18 protein-coding genes are annotated in these 22,604 nt (G+C 63.9%); 6 read left to right on the top strand and 12 right to left on the bottom strand.

Annotation, left to right across the window (positions count from 1 at the left end):
• Positions 1-8: 8 nt before the first annotated feature.
• A complete protein-coding gene (locus QOU61_RS35605) occupies positions 9-710 on the bottom strand; it encodes a response regulator transcription factor (protein WP_289655837.1) in 702 nt (233 codons plus the stop codon).
• A gap of 220 nt (positions 711-930) precedes the next feature.
• On the opposite strand from QOU61_RS35605, the gene QOU61_RS35600 reads away from it, so the two are divergent.
• The 3 genes from QOU61_RS35600 to QOU61_RS35590 all read left to right on the top strand — a co-directional run bounded on the left by QOU61_RS35600 (position 931) and on the right by QOU61_RS35590 (position 4,327).
• Positions 931-1,662 (top strand): HugZ family pyridoxamine 5'-phosphate oxidase, encoded by a 732-nt coding sequence (locus tag QOU61_RS35600; RefSeq protein WP_289655836.1) that lies wholly within the window; start codon positions 931-933, stop codon positions 1,660-1,662.
• A 395-nt stretch (positions 1,663-2,057) separates the two neighbouring features.
• A complete protein-coding gene (locus QOU61_RS35595) occupies positions 2,058-3,674 on the top strand; it encodes a phosphoenolpyruvate carboxykinase (protein ID WP_289655835.1) in 1,617 nt (538 codons plus the stop codon).
• A 290-nt stretch (positions 3,675-3,964) separates the two neighbouring features.
• Positions 3,965-4,327: a hypothetical protein gene (locus QOU61_RS35590; RefSeq protein WP_289655834.1), complete on the top strand. Its 363-nt coding sequence runs from the start codon at positions 3,965-3,967 to the stop codon at positions 4,325-4,327.
• Between the two features lie 18 nt (positions 4,328-4,345).
• On the opposite strand, the gene QOU61_RS35585 is transcribed toward QOU61_RS35590, so the two are convergent.
• The 6 genes from QOU61_RS35585 to QOU61_RS35560 all read right to left on the bottom strand — a co-directional run bounded on the left by QOU61_RS35585 (position 4,346) and on the right by QOU61_RS35560 (position 14,070).
• Positions 4,346-5,629: an SLC13 family permease gene (locus QOU61_RS35585; RefSeq protein ID WP_289655833.1), complete on the bottom strand. Its 1,284-nt coding sequence runs from the start codon at positions 5,627-5,629 to the stop codon at positions 4,346-4,348.
• A gap of 148 nt (positions 5,630-5,777) precedes the next feature.
• A complete protein-coding gene (locus tag QOU61_RS35580) occupies positions 5,778-6,590 on the bottom strand; it encodes an acyl-CoA thioesterase (protein WP_289655832.1) in 813 nt (270 codons plus the stop codon).
• A gap of 509 nt (positions 6,591-7,099) precedes the next feature.
• The gene (locus QOU61_RS35575; RefSeq protein WP_289655831.1) at positions 7,100-8,887 is read right to left on the bottom strand and encodes an adenylate/guanylate cyclase domain-containing protein; all 1,788 of its coding nucleotides are present in this window, start codon (positions 8,885-8,887) and stop codon (positions 7,100-7,102) included.
• 248 nt (positions 8,888-9,135) lie between these two features.
• Positions 9,136-9,624, bottom strand: coding sequence for a hypothetical protein (locus QOU61_RS35570; RefSeq protein WP_289655830.1), 489 nt, complete (start codon positions 9,622-9,624; stop codon positions 9,136-9,138).
• A gap of 100 nt (positions 9,625-9,724) precedes the next feature.
• A complete protein-coding gene (locus tag QOU61_RS35565; RefSeq protein ID WP_289655829.1) occupies positions 9,725-10,759 on the bottom strand; it encodes an ABC transporter substrate-binding protein in 1,035 nt (344 codons plus the stop codon).
• A 788-nt stretch (positions 10,760-11,547) separates the two neighbouring features.
• Positions 11,548-14,070 (bottom strand): glycogen/starch/alpha-glucan phosphorylase, encoded by a 2,523-nt coding sequence (locus QOU61_RS35560; protein WP_289655828.1) that lies wholly within the window; start codon positions 14,068-14,070, stop codon positions 11,548-11,550.
• 396 nt (positions 14,071-14,466) lie between these two features.
• On the opposite strand from QOU61_RS35560, the gene QOU61_RS35555 reads away from it, so the two are divergent.
• Positions 14,467-14,712, top strand: coding sequence for a hypothetical protein (locus tag QOU61_RS35555; protein ID WP_289655827.1), 246 nt, complete (start codon positions 14,467-14,469; stop codon positions 14,710-14,712).
• 532 nt (positions 14,713-15,244) lie between these two features.
• Positions 15,245-15,676 (top strand): hypothetical protein, encoded by a 432-nt coding sequence (locus QOU61_RS35550; RefSeq protein WP_289655826.1) that lies wholly within the window; start codon positions 15,245-15,247, stop codon positions 15,674-15,676.
• Positions 15,677-15,786: 110 nt separating this feature from the next.
• Here QOU61_RS35550 and QOU61_RS35545 read toward each other — a convergent pair whose 3' ends face one another.
• Both QOU61_RS35545 and pyrE read right to left on the bottom strand, forming a co-directional pair.
• Complete coding sequence (locus tag QOU61_RS35545) at positions 15,787-16,554, bottom strand: DUF2865 domain-containing protein (protein WP_289655825.1); 768 nt, start codon at positions 16,552-16,554, stop codon at positions 15,787-15,789.
• 135 nt (positions 16,555-16,689) lie between these two features.
• Positions 16,690-17,253 (bottom strand): orotate phosphoribosyltransferase, encoded by a 564-nt coding sequence (gene pyrE / locus QOU61_RS35540; RefSeq protein ID WP_289655824.1) that lies wholly within the window; start codon positions 17,251-17,253, stop codon positions 16,690-16,692.
• A gap of 182 nt (positions 17,254-17,435) precedes the next feature.
• On the opposite strand from pyrE, the gene QOU61_RS35535 reads away from it, so the two are divergent.
• Positions 17,436-18,062 (top strand): glutathione S-transferase family protein, encoded by a 627-nt coding sequence (locus QOU61_RS35535; protein WP_289655823.1) that lies wholly within the window; start codon positions 17,436-17,438, stop codon positions 18,060-18,062.
• A 12-nt stretch (positions 18,063-18,074) separates the two neighbouring features.
• Here the strand turns inward: QOU61_RS35535 and QOU61_RS35530 are convergent, their stop codons facing one another.
• The 3 genes from QOU61_RS35530 to polA form a co-directional block, all read right to left on the bottom strand.
• Entirely contained in the window at positions 18,075-18,710 is a 636-nt protein-coding gene (locus QOU61_RS35530; protein WP_289655822.1) for a LysE family translocator, read from the bottom strand.
• A gap of 126 nt (positions 18,711-18,836) precedes the next feature.
• The gene (locus QOU61_RS35525; RefSeq protein WP_502876998.1) at positions 18,837-19,403 is read right to left on the bottom strand and encodes a LysE family translocator; all 567 of its coding nucleotides are present in this window, start codon (positions 19,401-19,403) and stop codon (positions 18,837-18,839) included.
• Between the two features lie 104 nt (positions 19,404-19,507).
• The gene (gene polA / locus QOU61_RS35520) at positions 19,508-22,543 is read right to left on the bottom strand and encodes a DNA polymerase I (RefSeq protein ID WP_289655821.1); all 3,036 of its coding nucleotides are present in this window, start codon (positions 22,541-22,543) and stop codon (positions 19,508-19,510) included.
• Positions 22,544-22,604: the final 61 nt, after the last annotated feature.

Raw genomic sequence — 22,604 nt, 5'->3', positions numbered from 1 at the left:
GAATGCAATCAGGTTTCCTTGAACCGGTAGCCGACGCCGTACAGGGTCTCGATCATCTCGAACTCGTCGTCGACCATCTTGAACTTCTTGCGCAGCCGCTTGATGTGGCTGTCGATGGTGCGGTCGTCGACATAGACCTGGTCGTCATAGGCGGCGTCCATCAGCGCGTTGCGGCTCTTCACCACGCCGGGCCGCGTCGCCAGCGCCTGCAGGATCAAAAATTCGGTGACGGTCAGCGTCACCGGCTCGTTCTTCCAGGTGCAGGTGTGCCGCTCCGGATCCATGCGCAGGAGGCCGCGATCGAGCGCCTTGGCGTCATTCTCCTTCGGCACCGCGGTCGGGTCCTTCGGCTGCGAGCGGCGCAGCACCGCCTTCACGCGCTCGACCAGGAGACGCTGCGAGAACGGCTTGCGGATGAAATCGTCGGCGCCCATTTTGAGGCCGAACAATTCGTCGATCTCTTCATCCTTGGAGGTCAGGAAGATCACCGGCAGGTCGGACTTCTGCCGGAGTCTGCGCAGCGTCTCCATGCCGTCCATGCGCGGCATCTTGATGTCGAGGATCGCAAGATCGGGCTGGCTGGTCCGAAAACCGTCGAGCGCCGAGGCGCCGTCGGTGTAGGTCATGATGCGGTAGCCTTCGGCTTCCAGCGCGATCGAAACGGATGTCAGAATGTTGCGGTCGTCGTCGACCAAAGCGATTGTGGGCATGAGCCTGCTTTCAGATAGAGAGTTGCTGAAACGGCGGACTATCCAGCGATGCGCCGCACATTAGGGCTTCGAACGCGGTCCAACGAGCAATGCAAGCTGGGCTGAAGTGTGACCGAGTTCCATAAAAACGCCTAGCACCCGGCTGGACGTCCCGACCCATCGTGACGCTCGTTTACCCGAGAAAAGGGCCTTATTGCAACAGGATGACAGGTAAAAAAACATGCAGCCGACCGCTGATTTCGACCCGAAAAGGCTTGCAAAATCGCTGCTGCGGCGCCGACGCGAGGGCGCGCTTGGGACCCTGATGACCGGAACGGGCGATCCCTACTGCTCGCTGGTCAATGTCGCAAGCCATGCCGACGGCTCGCCGATCCTGCTGATTTCGCGCCTTGCCGTGCATACGCGAAACATCCTGGCCGACAACAGGGTCTCGCTGATGCTGGACGAGCGGGCCGCCGGCGACCCCCTGGAAGGCGCCCGGATCATGCTGGCGGGTCACGCCGAGGTGGCGGCTGCGGAGGAGGCGGACACCCTGCGCCGGCGCTATCTGAACGCGCATCCCGCGGCCGCGGAATTTGCGGATTTCGCGGATTTCTCCTTCTTCCGGATCAGGCCGTCCGGCGCCCATCTGGTGGCGGGATTCGGGCGGATCATCGACCTCGAGCCCGCGCAGTTCCTCACCGATATCAACAACGCCGCTGCGCTGGTCGAGGCCGAGCAGGGCGCGGTCGAGCACATGAACGAGGACCATCGCGAGGCGCTCGATCTCTACGCGACCCGATTGCTCGGCGCCGAGCGTGCGGAGTGGCGCTGCACCGGCTGCGATCCGGAAGGCCTGGACATGCAGGCGGGCCGCGCCACGCTGCGGCTCGATTTTCCGCATCCGGTGACGACGCCGGGCGAGCTGCGCAAGATGCTGGTCGACCTGGCGGCGAAAGCGCGCGAGCAGTGAGGGTGGCATGACAAGGGCTCGACGCGGCGTGTCGCGCGTGCATCCGCGCTGGTTGCGCAGGGCAGGGTCGTGTCTTGTCATGATGTGAAAAACATCACGCCGTCATGCTTAATTTTTGCGCCGCAGCAGACGGCCGGCAAAGGCGTCGCGGCCCGTTGTCGCGCCGCTCCGGCCGTGCATGGCAGCATGCGCCGCGGCAAGTCATTGAGCGAAATCAAGGACTGCTGCAGAATAAACCAAAACATGCGGGATCGGCTTGGCAACCGCAACGTTGCCAAGTAATAGGTCGCCGGATCGGGCCCGCAGGGCTATGCTATGTTTGACGGTCACCGCGGCGGCGGGCGCGTTTGGCGGCATTCGCACCCAGGAAAACGCGGCTTCGAGGAGGATCCTTCGTGCAAGAGACGGGCGTGCATAACGGTGCTTTCGGCGCCGACAAATTCGGCTTCAAAAAGCTCAAGGCGGTGCACTGGAATTTCGGCGCGCCGCAGCTCTATGAACATGCGCTGCGCACGGGCGAGGCCGTGCTCTCCTGCGATGGCGCGCTCTGCGCCGACACCGGCGAGTTCACCGGCCGCAGCCCGAAGGACAAGTTCACGGTGCGCGACGCGACCACCGACAAGAACATGTGGTGGGCCGGCAACCAGTCGATATCTGCAGCGCAGTTCGAGGCGCTGTATCAGGACTTCCTCAAGCATGCCGAAGGCATGACGCTGTTCGCGCAGGACCTCTATGGCGGCGCCGATCCGACCTATCGCATCAGGACGCGCGTCTTCACCGAGCTCGCGTGGCACTCGCTGTTCATCCGCACGCTCTTGATCCGCCCCGACGTGAGCGAGCTTTCCGGCTTCGCGCCGGAGCTCACCATCGTCGACCTGCCGAGCTTCCGTGCCGATCCCAAACGTCATGGCGTGCGCTCGGAGAACGTCGTGGCCATCGATTTCGCCCGCAAGATCGTCCTGATCGGCGGGTCTTATTATGCCGGCGAGATGAAGAAGAGCGTGTTCACCACGCTGAACTATTATCTGCCCGAGCGCGGCGTGATGCCGATGCACTGCTCGGCCAATGTCGGACCCGACGGCGACACCGCGATCTTCTTCGGCCTGTCCGGCACCGGCAAGACCACGCTCTCGGCCGACCCGAAGCGCACCCTGATCGGCGACGACGAGCATGGCTGGGGTCCCGACGGCATCTTCAATTTCGAGGGCGGCTGCTACGCCAAGTGCATCAAGCTGTCGAAGGAGGCCGAGCCCGAGATCTATGCGGCGTCGAAGCGCTTCGGCGCCGTGCTGGAGAACGTCGTGCTCGACGGGCGGACGCATCTGCCTGATTTCGACGACGGCTCGAAGACCGAGAACACCCGCTCGGCTTATCCGCTCGATTTCATCCCGAACGCCTCGCGCACCGGCCGGGCGCCGCATCCAAAGAACCTGGTGATGCTCGCGGCCGACGCCTTCGGCGTGATGCCGCCGATCGCCAAGCTCTCTCCGGCGCAGGCGATGTATCACTTCCTGTCCGGCTACACCGCGAAGGTCGCGGGCACCGAGCGCGGCCTCGGCAACGAGCCGCAGCCGGAATTCTCGACCTGCTTCGGCTCGCCGTTCCTGCCGCGCGATCCGTCGGTCTACGGCAACCTGCTGCGCGACCTGATCGCGAAGCACAATGTCGATTGCTGGCTGGTCAACACCGGCTGGACCGGCGGAAAATACGGCGTTGGCCGGCGCATGCCGATCAAGGTGACGCGAGCGCTTTTGACCGCGGCGCTGGACGGCAGCTTGCGCAATGCCGATTTCCGCACCGACAAGTATTTCGGCTTTGCGGTGCCGACCTCGCTGCCCGGCGTCGAGCCGCACATGCTCGATCCCGTCAAGACCTGGGCCGACAAGGCCGAGTTCGACAAGACCGCGCGTGCGCTGGTCGGCATGTTCCAGAAGAATTTTGCCAAGTTCGAGAGCTCGGTCGATGCCGACGTGCGCGCCGCCGCGCCCGAGGTGAAGCTCGCGGCGGAGTGACGCGTTAGCGTCATTCCGGGGCGTGCGACAGCACGAACCTCAGATGCGCCATTGCGCATCGGGGAATCTCGATGCGATGGAAATCGAAAAGGGCGGTCGTTCGGCCGCCCTTTTGCGTTTTGCCTGCCGGTGCATTTTGTCTGCCGGTGCATTTTGTCCGCCGGCGCCGCCCGCTTAACTCCGCATCAACCTAGATCGCCTCTAGTGTCCTGATACCGCAGTTCGCAATTCGCGGACGCCTGAACCCGCCACGCTGGTGGCGATCGCGGTTGGTCGGGGAAGGGCACGGCATGGGTGATATTCTCAGCGTTCTCCAGAGTGCCTATTCGTCGGCGCCGACGGCGAGCCCTCCGGTCAAATACACCCCGGTCGATGCCAAGAGCTATCAGGGGAGCTGGAGCGGCACCTACTCGAACAATCAGAAGTTCGAGCTGACGATCTCCGAGGTCAACGGCTTCCGCGCCCAGGTCAAGTATCAGAGCGGCGGCACCGTTCAGTACCAGCAGGTGCTGATCGGCAATTCCTCGTTCCGGATCGGCGACACCAAATTCGTGCTGACGGGATCGGGCACCGCGACCGTCGCCAACGCCGTCACCGACCCCGTGAGCGGCCAGACCAGCCTGGTCAAGGGCAACGCCACGCAGGCCACCTGAGCCGGGCGGCCGAAATCCTCACAGCCGGCCAAGCCAGGCGAACCAGCCGAAATCGAGCGGCAGCAGGATCACGAATGTGATCGCCGCCAGCGCGAGACAAAGGCGCAGCGCCAGGCCAGGCGGCACCGCGCCCATCTCCAGCGCCACCACGATCGGGGCGGCCTGATAGGGCAGCACGGTGGTTGAGAAGCCGATCACCTGGATCATCAGCACGGTCAAGAGCGGCAGGCCGGTGGCATCGGCAAAGCTCTGCGCCAGCGGCGTGTAGAGCGCCGGCACGCCATTGGCGGTGACGATGAAATTGAACAGCGTCGTGATCCCCGTCAGCATGAGGAAGTTCGCAAAGGGCGATGCCTTGTCGAACGGCGCCAGCGCCACGATGGCGCGGCCGACGAGCTCGCCAAGGCCGGACCTCGCCACCACCGCCGCAAGCCCGAGGATCGCGGCGATATAGATCAGCGTGCGCAGGTTGGCGTTGTCAGCGAAATCGTCGGCGGACAGCACGCCGATGCGCGGCATGAGGCAGATCACGGCGGCGATGAGCCCGACCCAGGCCGGCGCTATGCCGTGCAGGCTGTCGGTCATCCAGAGCGCCAGCGTGGCGCCGAGGAGCACGATCAGCCGCCGCTCGGCCGGCGAGAACGGCGCGGCGCTGCCCTCGAGGCTGGCGAATTTCACGGTCGCCGGACAGAGCAGGTAGATGCAGCCGGTCAGCGCCACCGCCTTGGCAAGCCCGAGCACGGGCGCGTGCAGCACCAGATAGGGCAGGTAGGCCAGATGGATCTGGTAGCTCGCCTCGATCGCACCGGCCATCACCTGGTTGGGCACGTTCGACGGCAGGATCGAGCAGGACAGCATGAAGGTGCCGAATCCGACGGCAAGGCCGAGACCATAGCGCCCGGGGTTGCCCGCGCGCAGGCCTGCCCGGTCGGCCAGCGCCATCACGCCCGGCATCAGCAGCGCGATGCGGCCCATGTTGGAGGGCATGATGAAGGCGAGGGCGTAGGTCAGCAGCACCACGCCGCACAACAACCGCAGGTAGGAGCCGCGCAGCCGGTGGGCCAGGGCGCGCGCCATGCGATCGGCAAGCCCGGTCTTGCGGATCGCGCCGCCCAGCACGAAGCCGCTCAGCACCAGCCAGAAGGCGGCGGAGGCGAAGCCGGAGAACACGGTGGCGGGGCTCGCCACGCCGGTCACCGTCGCCAGCGCAAAGAAGATCAGCCCGGTGAGATATTCCGGCAGCGCGCGCGTCGCCCACAGGGCGATGGTCATCGCCACGATCGCACAGGTCAGGACCAGCATTCGTGCGCTCTCTCACACGCCTCGTTATCGGTCGCGGGTAGATAGCACGGCGAATCCGGTGTGAGTTCCCCTATCGATGCTGTGCGCGGGGCCGGCGCCGGCATGGCCGGCGGATGCCAGCGCAGCATTGTGCTGCGGCCGTCGCCGATCAGGCCTTGAAATAGGTGATCTGCGTCGTGCTTGCGAGCAGGCGCCCGTTCGGCGACCACAATTCGCCCGACTGGTCGCCATAACTCCTGTGAAAGATCTTTGCATCGGCCGCGCCCAGCGCGCGCGTGATGTTCTCGGCCTTGAGCTCCTCGACGCTGCTGTGGAAATAGGTCGTCAGCGACACCGTGCCGAACGGCACCAGCTCGCGCCTCGCATGGAAGATGCGCGCGAAGAACGCGTCCGACATCGCGGTGAGCGCCGGCATGTCGATCGGCCGCGGCACGCGGTCGGCGATCCAGAATTTGGACGTGGTGCTGCCGGGCGTCTTGTCGGCGCCGCCGAGCTTCGGCTCGCCCTCGACGAAGCGGAAGTCATATTGCTTGACCCAGGGCACCGTGACCTTCGTGTAAGGCGGGATCGTCTCGAACGGCGGTGCTTGCGGAAACGCCGCTACGGTTTGCGACCAGGACGGCCGGCGCTCGGCAAAGACGGCGGTCGCCAGCACCATCACCGCGTCGCGCTGCGTCAGCTCAACCGCCCAGTGCTGGCTCGACCGGTTGGCCCTGACCAGACGCAGGTCGAGGTCGAATTCGCCTTCCACGACCGCCGCGCAGTAGTTGACGGTCAGCGACACCGGATCGCCGGCGCGATCGGCGTGCTCCATCAGCGCGCGCAGGATGGTCGCCGCCGTGATGCCGCCGAACGGGCCGACGAACGCCCAGTAGTCCGGGCTGGTGCGGCCATGCCAGCGGCTGTCGCCGGCCCTCACCCGCGTCGCCTCGTCGAACAGATGCTCGGTTCTCGTCAGCATTGGGACTCGTTTGATATGTCAATCGTCATGCTTCGCCAGTATCGCCGCTGGCGCGGAAGAATCAATGATGTCTGAGGTAATGGATTTGAGGCGGGCTTGCGTCATCGCCCGCGAAAGCGGGCGATCCGGTATTCCGGGGCGCCGACATTGGAACTGAGGAGCCGCAGCGTACTGGATACCCCGCATTTCGCGGGGTATGAGAGCATTGCGCGATCCGGCCTGATTTGCCGGCAGCGCATCAGCGCGATTCTGCCTTTCGTCGTGCCATGCGCAGTCCGCGAGCTGGGGTAATCCGATCCCAGCCCCTCGCTACTCTGGGATTGATTCGGCCCAGCAAAGGAGACGCGCAATGGCCGACCGGAGGGAGGAGCCGCCCACAAACACTTCTCCTTCTACACCAGGAACGGACATTCCCCATCGAGGGTCCGACTGTCGCGAAGGGCCATAAGCGGAAGTCGCCGCTCTGCTCGATCACCTCGTCGCCACAGGCGGGCACTTGGCTGCGATGGTCATTCGGGCAGCCCGGCTCGCCGCAATGCTTCTTCCAATCGCGAGAGGTCTTCAGCACGCCGATAAGGGCCCGCCACGTCTTTGAGAGTGGAAATCCGCAGCGCGGGATTCAGTTGTCGCAGTCGAGCCATTGCCTTATGTGCTTGCTCCGGCCGTCCGGCCATTGCATTGCTTGCGGCAGCGATGCGTAATCCAAATGGAACGTCCGGATTGTCCTGCAATGCCATTGCCGCCCAGGATGCCGCCTCGTCATTGCGACCCAGGAAGAAATGTGCAACCGCGGTCCCGCCTCGCATCCCTGCCACCCACGGACCAAGTGGGCTCAGGCGCATGGCACGTGCGAAGCGCTCGAGCGCCGTTTCCGGCTCGCCGAGCCAGATTTTTACCCAGCCGCCGAAATTCCATGCCTCGGCCAAATTGGAATTGAGCACAAGCGCGCGATCGATCAAGGCGGCGCCTACTTCGAGATCGCGAGCAACAATCACCAATGCAAACCCGCTGGCGGCCAGCGCCATCGCGTCATCCTTGCCCAACTCAACCGCCCGTTGGGCGAGCCTCGTCACTTCGGCAATCTCGTTCGGAGTGCCTGAAAACCAGCCATTGTTCCTGGCAATGACGTAGCAAGAGGCGGCACGACCGTAGGCGGAGGCAAAATCCGGGTCGAGCTCGATCGCGCTGTTGAACAGGCGCAATGCCTCCTCGTTCGCTTGCCGGTTGCCAAACCGATAGAACGCGGCCAAGCCGCGTAAATAGAGGGCATAGGCGTCGAGACTCTCGGTCGGCTTGCGCCTGGCACGCTCGATCTCGGCTTTTTCCACCGCTGGCGCGATCGCCCCGACAACGCTCTCAGTCACCTGGTCCTGCAGATCGAAGATGTCGCTGAGACCACCATCAAACCGGTCTGCCCAAAGATGGGCTCCAGTGGCGGTGTCGACAAGCTGTCCCGTGATGCGCACCCGGTTGGCCGATTTGCGAACGCTACCTTCCAACACGTAGCGCACCCCAAGCTCGCGCCCGATCTGCTTCACGTCGACGGCGCGCCCTTTGTATGTGAAGCTCGAATTGCGGGCGATCACGAAGAGCTGGCGGAAATGCGACAGCGCGGTAATGATCTCCTCCACCATTCCATCGGCGAAGTAGTCCTGTTCCGGATCACCGCTCATGTTGGTGAATGGCAGAACAGCGATGGAGGGTTTGTCGGGGAGAGCGAGCGGCTGCGCAGTCTCGGTCGGCGGTTTTGTTGCTGGCGAAGAGCTTGGGCCGATGCGCACGCGCCAAGCCCGCATTGGTTCGGCGATATTCTTCAAGGATTGCGAACCCATATCCTCTAAGGTGCTCTCAACCTTGCCCCGAACCTGCCGATGAGCATCGTCGGAAATGCTAACACCACCCGGTTCTGCGATCCCTTCGAGACGCACTGCAATATTGACGCCATCACCAAAGATATCATCGTCTTCGATGATAATATCACCGACGTGAATGCCGATGCGAAATTCGATCCGCTTGACCTGCGGTACATCGATATTTTGTTCGGCCATGTCGCGCTGAATTTCGATGGCGCAGCGTACGGCATCTACGACGCTGCCGAACTCAACGAGAGCGCCGTCCCCGGTATTCTTGACGATGCGTCCGTGATGATCAATGATTTTGGGATCAAAAAGCGTCTTTCTAAGAGCTTTCAGTCGCGCTAGCGTGCCTTCTTCGTCGATCCCTATCAAGCGGCAAGAGCCCGCGACATCCGCCGCCAGAATAGCCGCCAGTCGCCGCTCCACGTGCTCGCTGCTCAAGATGTACCCCCGGGCTCGGGGAAATTGAATGTTCATATAGCACAATTGTGGGCCGACGTCCGGCTATGCCCCACGTCTGAAATGGGTCAACAGCGGTAAAGCTCAACCCGAGCAGATGTTTTCCGCTTCGCCCTCGAACTCGGACATTGCTCGATGTTGTCGGCATGTCTCAAACGGGCCAGACTCGGACATTCCCGGGGAGTTTCACTCGGGCGATATCAGTGGCCGGTGAGCGATGGCCGCGCGTCTCACTTACTTGAGAGTTCGTACGTACCGGTCGCCCTGCCACAACCCTGCCCCGTCCCGGCAACAATCGGCTTTCCACTCGTCAGCGGGACAAATTCGCCGCCGCCCGCGATACCCTTCCACTTTCCCGTACCCTGTAAGAACTTCCATTTTCCGCCACCAGTCGAGTCAAGCACCTGCTCGCCGACGACGAAGTCGCCGTCTGGGACCATGAACTTGCAGTAGCCGAGTCCGTTCCGCTGGGCGCCAGCGACGCTCACGACGCTGGCGCACTCGTACGTCGCGTTATCGAACGCTTTGTTCGCCGAGTTGCTGCGCGTGATCCCCTTGGTGTTAGCGCTCATAACGGTCACTTCCTCGGTAGCCGAGACGGTGGTCACCGTACTTGCTCCACAATTTGTAATATCGTAGGACTCCGCGGCATTGGCCGCTGCTGCTAGAGAACCTATTCCAGCAGCCAACACTAGAGTGGTGTAGGGTGTGCTCAACATCGCTCCCTCCCATCATATTGTCTGCGATTGCGCACCAGCTTTAGGGCGTGGCCGCCAAAGCGGACGTTGCCGGACTTTGCATAAGGACCCAAAGGCGGACTCATTCAATCACCTTGTCGGCGCGGGCGAGCAGCGAGGGTGGAATAGTGAGGCCGAGCGCTCTTGCGGTCTTGAGGTTAATCACCAGCTCGAACCGCGTCGCTTGCTCCACCGGCAGCTCACTCGGTCTGGTGCCGGCCAGAATCTTCGCGATCAGCTCTCCGGCCGAGGCTCCCATCTCGCCGAGGCTGGAACCGTATGACATGAGGCCGCCAGCGTCGACGAACTCACGGAACGCGAACATCGTGGGCAAGCGGTTCGTCACCGCGAACTCCGCGATCCGCTTCCGCTCCGCTATGAGGATCGGGTCGGGGTAGACGAACAACGCGTCGGGGTGCTCCTTCGCGACCGCGATCAAGGCGGTCCCAAGATCGGAGTCGCCCCAGGTCTGCAGGCGGTCCGCGGCCTGCACGTCGGTGATGTGGAGATCGATTCCCAGGCGCGGAGCAGCGTCCTGCGTCAGTTTGAGCCCGGGCGGGGCGTCGTCAGGGTCGGACAGGAAGGACACCCGGACCGCGTTCGGGACCGCCTCTTTGAGCAACTCGAGCCTCTTTGGGCTCAGCTCCGTAGTCATGCAGGTCACTCCGGTAAGGTTGCCCTCTGGTCGCGCGAGCCGAGTGACGTGCTCGAACGGGTCGCAAGAATGGATCACCAGCGGCGTCTCCTTCACCGCGTCGCTGACGATCCGGCTCGCCTTCGTGCCGCCAGTGAAGATGACGTCAACGTGGAGGCGCACTAACTCCGCTGCAAGTTCCGCCAATCGCTCGTATCCTCCGAACCGCGCTTCGATGACGAGGTTCTTTCCCTCGATGTAGCCGTGGTCGGCCAGCCGATCCAGAAGCGCGCGGGCAAGCGGACCGCCTGGAAACGACGGCTGCGGAGCATTAGGCGGGAGAAGATTTGGCGGGAGGACAAGCACCACGCCTACTCGATATACCTTTCCAGGATTCTGTGCCCAGCCCTCTTTGGCGGCGATCGGCGCGACGAAGATGCTGAGGGTCAGGGCAGCGACGAGCCACACTCTCTTGCGCCACATGATTGGTCTCCTTTCCTACGCCGCGCTGAATTAGTTGGGCGGCTGGAGGTCGGATCCATACAATAGAGGCACTTATACCACGCTTAGGCGCAAGGCAGACGATGGGCTTGCGCCGCAAAGTCTTGAGCCGCCCATGTCTCAGTTGGGTCAAACTGCGACATGGCCGCTTCGCCGAAACACGTCCGCTTCTCCCCCCGGACCGGACGCCGGTTAGCCGCTAAGGGGGCTTGAGCTCCGGGATCGGATTACAGAAGGGATCGAAAATCGGCTGCGCGTAAGATCGAAATTCGCGAGCCGATTCAAACTGATTTGGGCCGTCCAGTCCTCAAGCGAAAAATATTCCGCTTGAGCCGTCGGGCAAATCAGTGGCTCCAATCCGCCCGTCCTGCGCTCGATCCAGAGGGGCGCTTCGCGATCGTCACGAACGTTGGGTGCGGGATGCGATGGACGCGATCGGTATCGCAAGACGAACGATGCCAACGCGGACGGCGAAGTCGTGTGGTCCTGGCGTCTCGACGCTGGCATCAAGTTCGCGGGTAGTGACCCGCTGACGACGGTGACAAGAAAGCCCGATCACCGGGGAGAGCACGAAGGAAACCGTTAAAACCAATCGCGCGGGGAATGCCGTGATGTTGCGGCCTACCTGTGGTGACTAACTCGTGTGCTTTTCTTTGCTGCACGCGAGGCTGCGGGTGCGCCAAAGCACCCGGCATTCCCTGCGCCCTCTTGTTGTCGAGGGTACGATGCGAACAACTCGGGCGCGATCTGCGCGGCGAGAACGCGGAAACTCAGCCGCCGGCGAGACCCCGCTGCGCGGACAGCGTCGGTGTCGGCGCGGGGCGCACCGGCACGTTCCAGATCTCCTCGGCATATTCGCGGATGGTGCGGTCGGAGGAGAAGAAGGCCATGCGCGCGACATTGAGGATCGAGGCGCGGGTCCAGGCCGGCTGCACCTGCCAGCGTGCGTCGATGCCACGCTGCGCCGCGTGATAGCTGTCGAAATCGGCACTCACCATGTAGTAGTCGAGGTTGCGCAGCGCGTGCGCGATCGACGCGAAGCGGTCGGGATCGTCCGGGGAAAACGCGCCGGCGCCGATCGCGTTGATGGCGCGGGAGAGCCGCGGCGAGCGCCGGATTGCGTCGGTCGCATCCAGTCCCTGCTTGCGGCGGACCGTCACGTCCATCGCCTCCATGCCGAAGATCGCGATGTTGTCCGCCCCGACATGGTCGCGAATCTCGATGTTGGCGCCGTCGAGCGTACCGATGGTGATCGCGCCGTTGAGCGCGAGCTTCATGTTGCCGGTGCCGGAGGCCTCCATGCCCGCGGTCGAAATCTGCTCGGAGAGATCGGCCGCCGGGATGATCACCTCCGCGAGGCTGACATTGTAGTCGGGCAGGAACACGATCTTCAGCCGCCCAGCGACCACGGGGTCGTTGTTGACGATCGCGGCGACGTCGTTGATCAGCTTGATGATCAGCTTGGCGAAGCGATAGCTCGCCGCCGCCTTGCCGGCGAAGATCTTCACCCGCGGCACCCAGTCCTTCTGCGGCTCGTCCCGGATCGCCTGGTAGAGCGCGATCGCTTCGAGGATGTTGAGGAGCTGGCGCTTGTATTCGTGGATGCGCTTGATCTGCACGTCGAACAGCGCCGCCGGATCCACCAGCACGTCGAGCCGCTCGCTGATCAGCCGCGCCAGCATGGTCTTGTTGTGATGCTTGACCTTGCGGAACTGCTGCTGGAAGGCATGGTCGCTGGCGCGCGCCTCCAGGAGTTCGAGCCGCGAGGGATCGTCGAGCACGGCCTCGCCGCAGATCTCCCGCAACAGCTCCGTCAGCTTCGGGTTGGCGACCATCAGCCAGCGGCGGAAGGTGATGCCGTTGGTCTTGTTGGTGATGCGGCCGGGATAGAGGTGATGCAGATCGTGGAACACGGTGTCCTGCATCAGTTCGGAATGCATCGCCGAGACGCCGTTGATGCGATGGCAGCCGACGAAAGCGAGCTGTCCCATCCGCACCCTTCGGCCGCTGCGCTCGTCGATCAGCGAGACCGAGGCGCGGAAATCGATGTCGCCGGGGTAGCGTGCTTCCGCAAGCGCCAGATGGATGCTGTTGATGCGGTAGATGATCTCCAGGTGTCGCGGCAACAGCCGCTCGAACAGTTCGACCGGCCAGGTCTCGAGCGCCTCCGGCAGCAGCGTGTGGTTGGTGTAGGACAGGGTGGCGACCGTGATCTTCCAGGCCTCTTCCCAGCGGAAATTGTGCAGATCGACAAGGATGCGCATCAGCTCGGCGACCGCGAGACTGGGATGGGTGTCGTTGAGCTGCACCGCGGCCTTCATGGCGAGGCTGCGCAACTGGCCGTCGGAGGAGAGGTGCCGCTTCACCAGGTCCTGCAGCGAGGCCGAGACGAAGAAATATTCCTGGCGCAGCCGCAGTTCGCGCCCCGCCGGGCTTTCGTCATTGGGATAGAGGAACTTGCAGATCGCCTCGGCGCGGGCCTGCTCGGCGCTGGCGCCGAGATAGTCGCCGGAATTGAAGACATCGAGGTTGAGGGGGTCGGGCGACTGCGCCGACCACAGCCGCAGCGCATTGACGTACTGGCCGCGCCAACCGACGATCGGGGTGTCATAGGCCATCGCCTGCACGGTCTCGCCGGGATGCCAGATCGCGCGGTCGCGGCCCTTGTCGTCGACATGCTCGACGCTGCCGCCAAAATGCACGAGATAGACCACTTCCGGCCGCTGCAATTCCCAGGGATTGCCGAGCCGCAGCCATTCGTCCGGATATTCCTGCTGCCAGCCATGGCTGATGATCTGGCGGAACAGGCCGAAATGGTAGCGGATGCCGTAGCCGATCGCGGGGATCGACAACGTGGCCATGCTCTCCATGAAGCAGGCCGCCAATCGTCCAAGCCCGCCATTGCCCAGCGCTGCATCCGGCTCGCATTTGCGCAAGTCCGAGAGGCCGACGCCGAGGTCGCCGAGCGCGGCCTCGAACACCGGCATAAGCCCCATATTGTTCAGCGCGTCGGTGAAGAGGCGACCAATCAGGAATTCGAGACTGAGGTAATAGACGCGCTTGCGGCCGGCGTCATAGCTCTGCTTTTCCACGCTCAGCCAGCGATGCACGATGCGGTCGCGCAGCGCCAGCGCTGTCGCCATGTACCAGTCATGCCTGGTCGCCATGCCGGCATCCTTGCCGATCGCAAGGCGAAGCTTGCCGAGGATCGCGCCCTTGATCTCGGCCAGCGCCAGTTCGTCGACCGGCTGCCCCGGAGAAGGGTGAGTTCCTGTAAACGCTTGGTCTGGCACTTCCCGCAAATTCCTCAAATCGTGAGACTCACTTGCAACGATACGCGCCTGGCGGCGTCGCCGGAATGGCCCGAGCCGCCGGTTGTGCACTGCGCTAGTGGAGCGGATTTGACGTTCGCTACCCGATTGCCGCGATTCCTTGATGCGAACGTCAAATCCAAAGCTCCATTAGCATCAACAACCCGCCAGTGGTCCTTTGATTCTAACATTCGCAAATGTGGCTCCCAAAGTGGGGGCGAATGTTAGAATCGGACCACTGGCCATGAAATTATGCAAGGACCGGGCCGATTTGCCACCGCGAGCAGGCCGCAATTGGGTGATATTGTGGGGGTGGAACGGCCGGGAGAAACACGCAAAAGCACGCAGAAACGAACGAAGCATCCGGGAGATCGCGCCATGAAACTGACGATCGAAAAGCTGACCATCGAGATCATCGCCGCCGTGCTGCTGCTGGTCTGCATCAGCGTCAGTAGCGCGGCCTTTGCCGCGGAGAAGGCGGGCCGAACCGCCGACGGGCTTTCCTGCTCCTTCCATGTCGCCCAGGATGCGTCGCCGGCCGCGCGCTGCGCCGCGATCAAGCGCCAGTGCGGCGGAAAGTTCTTTGCCAATTACTGCGGCCAGTGGCTGCCGTCGGCGGGGTGAGGCGGCGGGTCCAAACGCATCCCATGACGAGTCGCCCCGGCGAAGGCGGGGGCCCATAGCCACAGGCTTTGGAATGTAGGGTGGGCAAAGGCGCGTTTGCGCCGTGCCCACCAACTTCAAGCGCAATACTGTCTTGGTGGGCACGCTGACGCTTTGCCCACCCTACTAACCCGCGAAAAGACTTCACGGTCGGGAGGACACCAGGTACCAGCGATAAATGCGGACGGCGGCGAAGCCTGCGCAGACGCAGACAATGGCCACAAGAAAGCCTGAAGGGTCCCTCGCGATCCAAACGCAAAGGCATATCAAGGCGATTGCGGTCTCAGCCGCAACTTCCAGTCCGTCCGCAATCTTTTTGATCGACATGGGACGATCGCAAAAAGCCTCGAAATAATTGGTCTGAAGGCGCGGCATCAAAGTTCATTGTCATCGGAACAGATTAAGAACACTTTAGCAAGTCTTTGATATATCATTATGATTCGGCGTCGTGCCGACACAATATCTATGGTCTGTCAGCCTCTGCGAGGACTACATGTCCACCATCGCCTTCGATCAATTCGCGCTCACCCGCATCGCCGACTTCGCGCGCACGCTGTCGCGCCTGCACCAGGCCTCGCGCCGCCGCGCCGTCGACGACGACCAGATCGACCGCGAGTTCAACGTGGTCTGCTCCTCGATCTGGGGCTACACCGTCGACGACATCAGCGACGCGCTGTTCTCGAATGAGGATCACGCCTTCCTCGATTCGCTCGACGAGGCGCATGCGCGCATCTTCGCCGCCGAGCAGGGCTACGACCTCGTCGACGACCAGGGCATGCTGACGGACTGGTGGGGTTTCTGCTGGATGATCCTGGCCGAGAAGCGCGGGCTCCTGACGCCGGAAAACCGCACCGCCGCGCGCGCCGAGATCGAGGAACGCTATCGCGCGGCGCCCAACGTGATCGGTGTGATTGTCGGGCGCTGAGCATGATCCGGAAAAGTGGGGACCGGTTTTCCGACGGAGATCATGCTCGAACAAAGAGCTGAAGCGCGAGGGCGTTCAATTTGAGCCACCGCGCTTTTCGCCGGCCGCGATCAGTTCAAATCCGCGCGCTTGGCCCTGGGGCCGGGCTTTGGCGGCAGCGGCGTTATCGAGGAGGTGATCGACGCATCGCCCAGCTCGGCGCTGGCGGGGGCGACCTTCATCTCGCCGAGCCGTGCGCGCACCGCGGCGGTGAGGCCCGGATAGGATGCCACCGGCGTGAATTCGGCGGCCTGGCCGTCGGCGCGTGTGCCGGAATAGGCGACGAGCCCGTCGGTGGTCGCAATCACGTCGCCCGGACGCAGCGAACTGTCGAGCGCGAGGTCGACAGGGGCGAGGCCTGCCGGATCGCGGCCGTTGCAGGTGCAGTCGGCGCGCAGCGCCTTGCGATAGGCGAAGGCATTCTCGCTGTCCGCATAGCGCTCGCCGTTCGTGGCATAGGCGCCGTCGATGCTGGAGCCGTAAAACACCTTGGTCGGGCTCGCCGGGCAGAACGCCTGGCACATCTGCACCGGGGAGGCAGCGCCGCGCATCAGCGGGAAATAGCGGCCGTCGCAGCTCCGCACGCAGAAGGCCGGGCCGGAGCCCGCGACCGCCATGCGTTGCTGCGGCGGCGCGCCTTGCGGGTCGGGATTCATCGGGTCGGCGAAAAAGCCCGCCTGCGGCGTCTGCTGCTGTTGCTTGAAGCCGCCGAAGAAAAAGTCGAACAGGTTTTCGGCGCAGGCGCTGCCCGGCAGGATCGCGAGCGATCCGGTGAGGGCGAGGACGGCGGCAAGGAGCGCGCGGCGCCGTATCCGCAGGCAAGGCAACTCTTTACGCAACGCTTACTCCACCTGACGCGAAGCCACGGCCAGGGCGGCTGGCGCCTTAGCCTCGGATTCACCTTAAACGCGGATGGTAAACGAGCGGTGAGCGGAGCGCGTCCGGGGGCCAAGAAAGGCGGGAGGCGAAAGCCGTCAGCTCTTCAGGAACTCGGCCGCCTTGTAGATCGAGCGGAACGGCAGTCCGGCGCTCGCGAAGGTCTCGTCGGCGCCTTCCTCGCGGTCAACCATGGTGAGCACCAGCGCGACGTCGGCGCCTTCCTCGCGCACCGCCTCGACCGCCTTCAGCGCCGAGCCGCCGGTCGTAGTGACGTCCTCGACGATCACGACGCGCTTGCCTTTCAGGCTCTCGCCCTTGGCGAGCCCCTCCACGGCAAGGCGCGCGCCGTGCTCCTTCGGCTTCTTGCGCACGAAGAAGGCGGCGATCGGGTGGCCCTTGATCCAGGACAGTTGCGCGATCGCCCCGGCAAGCGGCACCGCGCCCATCTCGAGCCCGCCGACATAGTCGAGGTTGTCGTCCTTCAGCGCCTCATAGGTGAGCTCGGCGAGCAGGGCTGCGCCTTCGGGATCGAGCATGGTCGGCTTGAGGTTGAAGTAGAAATCGCTTTTGCGTCCCGAGGCGAGCGTCACCTCGCCGCGGCCGAACGAGCGCTTGCGGATGATCTCGTGAAGGCGGGCACGGGAGGCTGATTTGGACAAGGCGGCTTCTCGGCTGGTTTTGGGGTGGCGCGCAATGTATCGGCGGTTTTCCGCACATGCCAGCGCCTTGTCGTTATCAACAGCGCAGCGCCTGCGGATTCGGCCGCCGGGGGGTTGCGACAGCGAGGGTTGTAAGGCCGGCGGCTTCCCGCTACGGGATAAAAAACCTTTCGGGAGGACCGATGACCATCGAGCTGCACACCTGGAACACGCCGAATGGCCGCAAGATCTCGGTCGCGCTGGAGGAAATGGGTCTGCCTTACAAGGTGATCCCGGTGAACATCACCAAGGGCGAGCAGATGGCGCCGTCGTTCCTGGCGATCAGCCCCAACAACAAGATCCCGGCAATCGTCGATCCCGAGGGGCCCGAGGGCAAGCGCGTCAGCATCTTCGAGTCCGGCGCGATCCTGCTCTATCTCGGCGAGAAGACCGGAAAATTCCTGCCAAAACCGCTTGCCGGACGCATCCCGGTCTATGAGTGGCTGATGTGGCAGATGGGCGGCTTCGGCCCGATGCCCGGCCAGGTCCATCATTTCATCGCGCTGGAAAACGAGCAGGAGCGCGCCTACGGGCTGAAGCGCTTCATGGCCGAGACGCGCCGGCTTTACGGCGTGCTCGACCGCCGCCTCGCGGACCATGAATTCGTGGCAGGCGCGCTGTCGGTCGCCGATTTCGCAATCCTCGGATGGGCCTGGCGGCATCCGCGCCACAAGGTCGAGCTGAAGGATTTTCCGAACGTCGAGCGCTGGTACAACGCGCTGATGGCGCGGCCTGCGGTCAAGCGCGGCATGGAGGCGAAGCTGGATTGAGTTTTTCCGGGATCAAGCTCGCCGCGCCTCGAACGCCATCCGCAGCGCGAGGCCGGCAAGCACCGTTCCCATCAGGTAGCGCTGCACGAGCAGCCAGCTCGGCCGCGTCCCCAGGAACAGCGCGATCGAGCCGGCCGCGAGCGCGATCATCGCATTGACGCTGACGCTGATGGCGATCTGGATCGAGCCCAGCACCAGCGATTGCGCGAGCACGGGGCCGGCGGTGGGGTCGATGAACTGCGGCAGCAACGCCAGATACAGCATCGCGATCTTCGGGTTGAGCAGATTGGTGACGAAACCCATCGCGAACAGCTTGCGCGGGCCGTCGACGGCGAGCTTCTTCACCTGAAACGGCGAGCGGCCGCCGGGCCTCACCGCCTGCCAGGCGAGCCACATGAGATACGCCGCGCCGGCAAGGCGCAGCGCATCGTAGGCATAGGGCACCGCGAGCAGCAGCGCGGTGATGCCGAACGCCGCGGCAAGCATGTAGAAGACGAAGCCGAGCGCCACACCGCCAAGCGATACGATTCCGGCCGCAGGCCCCTGCGTGATCGAGCGCGAGATCAGATAGATCATGTTCGGCCCCGGCGTCAGCACGATGCCGAGCGAAACCAGCGCAAAACCGATGAGGGAAGTCGCCTGAGGCATTTCCAACTCGCAAGCAGGGGTGATCGTGCACCTTCTAGCCTGCCCGCTTCGGCGCCGCCATTTCGCGATTGCTCCGACATCGCCCGAAAACTCGGAGCATTCGGCGGTCGGACAAGGCGGGCAAATTCAGGCGGCCGATCGGCCGGTCGATGCCGCAAACCAGACAGCGATGCCGAGCAAGACGAGCGCCAGCACACGCCGGATCACGCGACGACGTCCCGACGCGGCCAGTGTCGGTTGCAGCGCGCTGGCGAGCGCGACGATCCCGCTATGGATGAGGGTCGCGATTGCCACGTAGACCGCGATCAGCAGCATCGTCTGCGTCATCACGGGCACGCCGTTCGGCTGAACGAAATCCGGCAGCACGGCGAGATAGAAAACGGCCGCCTTGGGATTGAGCAGATTGGTGATGAGCCCGCGCCGGAACGCAAGCCATGGCCGCACGTCGGGCCCATCCGTCGCTTCAGGCGCAGCCTCTCGCTCGCTGGTCCAGCTTTCCCACGCCAGGTACACGAGATACGCCACGCCGCCCCAGCGCAGAAGCTCATACAGCCAGGGCAGGCGGTCGACCAGCGCTGCCAGGCCGACCGCGGCCGCGACGCCGTAGACCAGAAGCCCGAGCGCAATGCCGGCCACGGCGGCAAAGCCGGTGCGCGCGCCGCTCGAGAGCGACAGCGCCGCGAGATAGGTCATGTTGGGGCCGGGCGTGATCTCAATGATCAGCGCGGTCAGCGCGAATGCGAGAACCGGATTGATGTCGACCACTTCAGCGGCGGTGCTCCCTGACGTCCCGCGCTCTAATGCGCCTCGTCCCAGTTGTTGGCCGCGCGGGCATCGACCTGCAGCGGCAGCGACAGCAGCACGGCCGGGAACGGCGCGTCCTGCATCACGCGCTGCACGACGGGAAGCGTCGCCGCAACCTCCTCGTCCGGCACCTCGAAGATCAATTCGTCATGCACCTGCAACAGCATCTGTGCCGACAGCTTCTTCTCGGCGAGGGCGTCCTCCATGCGGGTCATGGCGCGGCGAATGATGTCCGCGGCCGAGCCCTGCAATCGCGCGTTGATCGCGGCGCGCTCGTTGAAGGAGCGGACCGAGGCGTTGGAGGCCTTGATGTCGGGATAGTAGCATTTGCGGCCGAACAGCGTGGCGACGTAGCCGTTCTTGCGGCAAAACTCCCTTGTCTCGTCCATATAGGCGCGGATGCCCGGGAAGCGCTCGAAATACTTCTTGATATAGGCGGACGCCTCCTCGCGCGCGATGCCGAGCTGGTTGGCCAGACCAAAGGCCGAGATGCCGTAGATAATGCCGAAATTGACCGCCTTAGCCCGGCGGCGGATCTCGCTCGGCATGTCCTTGATCGGGACGCCGAACATCTCGGACGCGGTCATGGCGTGGATGTCGAGCTTGTCGCGGAACGCCTGGCGCAGCACCGGCACGTCGGCGATCTCCGCGAGCAGCCGCAACTCGATTTGAGAATAGTCCGCCGACACCAGCTTGTGGCCCGGCGTGGCGATGAAGGCACGGCGAATCTTGCGGCCGTCCTCGGTACGCACCGGGATGTTCTGCAAATTGGGCTCGTTCGACGACAGCCGCCCCGTCGTCGTCGCCGCCAGCGCGTAGGTGGTATGCACGCGATGGGTCTGCGGATTGACGTAGGTCGGCAGCGCGTCGGTATAGGTCGACTTCAGCTTCGACACCTGGCGCCATTCCAGGATCTTCTTCGGGAACTCGTGGCCCTGCTCGGCAAGCTCGTCGAGGATCTGCGCCGAGGTGGACCAGGCGCCGGTCTTGGTCTTGGTGCCGCCGGGAATCCCCATCTTGCCGAAGATGATGTCGCCGATCTGCTTCGGGCTGCCGACATTGATCGGCTCGCCAGCGAGCTCCTGCAGCTCGGCCTCGACGCGCGCGGCGGTCTGCGCGAACTCGCCCGACAGCCGCGACAGCACCTGCCGGTCGATCGAGATGCCGCGCCGCTCCATTCGCGCCAGCACCGAAACCAGCGGCCGCTCCAGCGTCTCGTAGACGGCGGTCATGCGCTCGGCGACCAGCCGGGGCTTCAACAGCCGCCATAGCCGCAGGATCACGTCGGCGCTCTCGGCGGAATATTCGGTCGCCCTGTCGATCGCGACCTGATCGAAGGTCAGCCTGCCCTTGCCGCTGCCGATGAGATCGCCATGGGCGATCGTGGTGTGGCCGAGCCAGAGCTCGGAAAGCGTCTCCAGGCCATGGCCGTTGCGGCCGGCATCGAGCGCATAGCTCATGAGCTGGGCATCGTCGATGTTGCGCAGGGTGATTCCGGCCTGCGCGAACATCACCGCGTTGAATTTGACGTTGAAGCCGATCTTGAGAATACCGGCCGATTCCAGGAGCGGCTTCAACGCCTCCAGCGCTTCGCCTTCCTTGATCTGGCCGGGCGCCAGCCCGGCGTCGAACAGCCCGACGCCGTCACCTGAGCGCTTGTGCGCCAGCGGGATGTAGCAGGCATCGCCTGGCGCCAGCGCCAGCGCGATGCCGCAGATATCGGCCTGCATCGGGTCGATCGAGCTGGCCTTGGCTTCGATCGCAAACCGGCCGGTGTCGCGCGCGCGCGCCACCCAGGCTTTCAGTTCGTCTGCCGCGCCGATGATCTGATATTTGGAGCGGTCGAACGGCAATTTCCGCGCGGCTTCCTTGCGCGCCTCGGCGAGCGAGATTGGCGTACCCTTGAGGCTGGAGGTCTTGTCTTCCTTGCCTCCCGTGCCGGTCTTGGCGGGTGCGGGCGCGCTGCCGGCAAAGAGATCGGCTGTGCCACTGCTTGATTCGGCCTTCGAAGGAGCAGGGGCCGACGCGGCGCTCTTGCCACCGGCATCCGCCGTCACGTCTGCGGGATCGATCTCGGAATATTCGGCGACGCGCTTGGTCAGCGTGGAAAATTCCATCGCTTTCAGGAACGCGATCAGCTTGCGCGCGTCGGGTTCGTGCACCGCGAGGTCGTCGAGCGGCACTTCGAGATCGACCTTGTCGTCGAGCAGCACGAGCTGCCGCGAGATGCGTGCCTTCTCGGCGTTCTCGATCAGGGCCTCGCGCCGCTTCGGCTGCTTGATCTCGGTGGCACGGAACAGGAGCTGTTCCAGATCGCCATATTCCACGATCAGTTGCGCAGCGGTCTTGACGCCGATGCCAGGTACGCCGGGTACGTTGTCGGTGGAATCGCCGGCGAGCGCCTGAACCTCGACCACCTTTTCCGGCGGCACGCCAAACTTCTCGATCACCTCGGGGATGCCGATGCGGCGATCCTTCATGGTGTCGTACATCGTGACCTTGTCGGTCACGAGCTGCATCAGGTCCTTGTCCGAGGAGACGATGGTCGTGGTTGCGCCGCGCGCGGTCGCAAGCCGCGCATAGGTCGCGATCAGATCGTCGGCCTCGAAGCCGTTCTGTTCCAGGCAGGGCAGGTCGAAGGCGCGCACGGCGTCGCGGATCAACCCGAATTGCGGGATCAGGTCGTCGGGCGCCGGCGGCCGGTGCGCCTTGTAGTCGGGATAGAGCTTGTTGCGGAAGGTGATTTCGGACTTGTCGAAGACGATCGCAAGATGCGTCGGCCGGTCGGTTTCCGGCATGTCGCGCAAGAGCTTCCACAGCATGTTGCAGAAGCCGAGCACGGCATTGACCTGCAGCCCGTCGGACTTGCGGTTCAGCGGCGGCAGCGCGTGATAGGCGCGAAAAATGTAGGAGGAACCGTCGACCAGGAAAACATGGTCGCCCTTGCCAGGCTGTTTGGCAGGGGCTTTGGCGGGGGCGGGCTTGGTCGCGGCCGGCTTCGCGGCGGCCTTCTGGGGGGATTTCGGCATGGCCGCAATTTAAGAACTTTTGCGGCGATTGACAGCCTAGAAGGCGGGATTTTGGACAGCT

Source organism: Bradyrhizobium sp. NP1 (assembly GCF_030378205.1).
Classification (GTDB): Bacteria; Pseudomonadota; Alphaproteobacteria; order Rhizobiales; family Xanthobacteraceae; genus Bradyrhizobium.
Note: the sequence above shows the minus strand (reverse complement) of the source record. Positions and strands in the feature narration are given on the sequence as shown.

Bases quoted from the DNA above. Each gene is read 5' to 3' on its own strand.
- QOU61_RS35525 (WP_502876998.1), bottom strand. From the start codon at position 19,403: ATGACCTATCTCGCGGCGCTGTCGCTCTCGAGCGGCGCGCGCACCGGC.
- QOU61_RS35605 (WP_289655837.1), bottom strand. From the start codon at position 710: ATGCCCACAATCGCTTTGGTCGACGACGACCGCAACATTCTGACATCC.
- QOU61_RS35535 (WP_289655823.1), top strand. From the start codon at position 17,436: ATGACCATCGAGCTGCACACCTGGAACACGCCGAATGGCCGCAAGATC.
- QOU61_RS35550 (WP_289655826.1), top strand. From the start codon at position 15,245: ATGTCCACCATCGCCTTCGATCAATTCGCGCTCACCCGCATCGCCGAC.
- QOU61_RS35530 (WP_289655822.1), bottom strand. From the start codon at position 18,710: ATGCCTCAGGCGACTTCCCTCATCGGTTTTGCGCTGGTTTCGCTCGGC.
- QOU61_RS35570 (WP_289655830.1), bottom strand. From the start codon at position 9,624: ATGTTGAGCACACCCTACACCACTCTAGTGTTGGCTGCTGGAATAGGT.
- QOU61_RS35565 (WP_289655829.1), bottom strand. From the start codon at position 10,759: ATGTGGCGCAAGAGAGTGTGGCTCGTCGCTGCCCTGACCCTCAGCATC.
- polA (WP_289655821.1), bottom strand. From the start codon at position 22,543: ATGCCGAAATCCCCCCAGAAGGCCGCCGCGAAGCCGGCCGCGACCAAG.
- QOU61_RS35585 (WP_289655833.1), bottom strand. From the start codon at position 5,629: ATGCTGGTCCTGACCTGTGCGATCGTGGCGATGACCATCGCCCTGTGG.
- QOU61_RS35600 (WP_289655836.1), top strand. From the start codon at position 931: ATGCAGCCGACCGCTGATTTCGACCCGAAAAGGCTTGCAAAATCGCTG.
- QOU61_RS35555 (WP_289655827.1), top strand. From the start codon at position 14,467: ATGAAACTGACGATCGAAAAGCTGACCATCGAGATCATCGCCGCCGTG.
- QOU61_RS35580 (WP_289655832.1), bottom strand. From the start codon at position 6,590: ATGCTGACGAGAACCGAGCATCTGTTCGACGAGGCGACGCGGGTGAGG.
- QOU61_RS35590 (WP_289655834.1), top strand. From the start codon at position 3,965: ATGGGTGATATTCTCAGCGTTCTCCAGAGTGCCTATTCGTCGGCGCCG.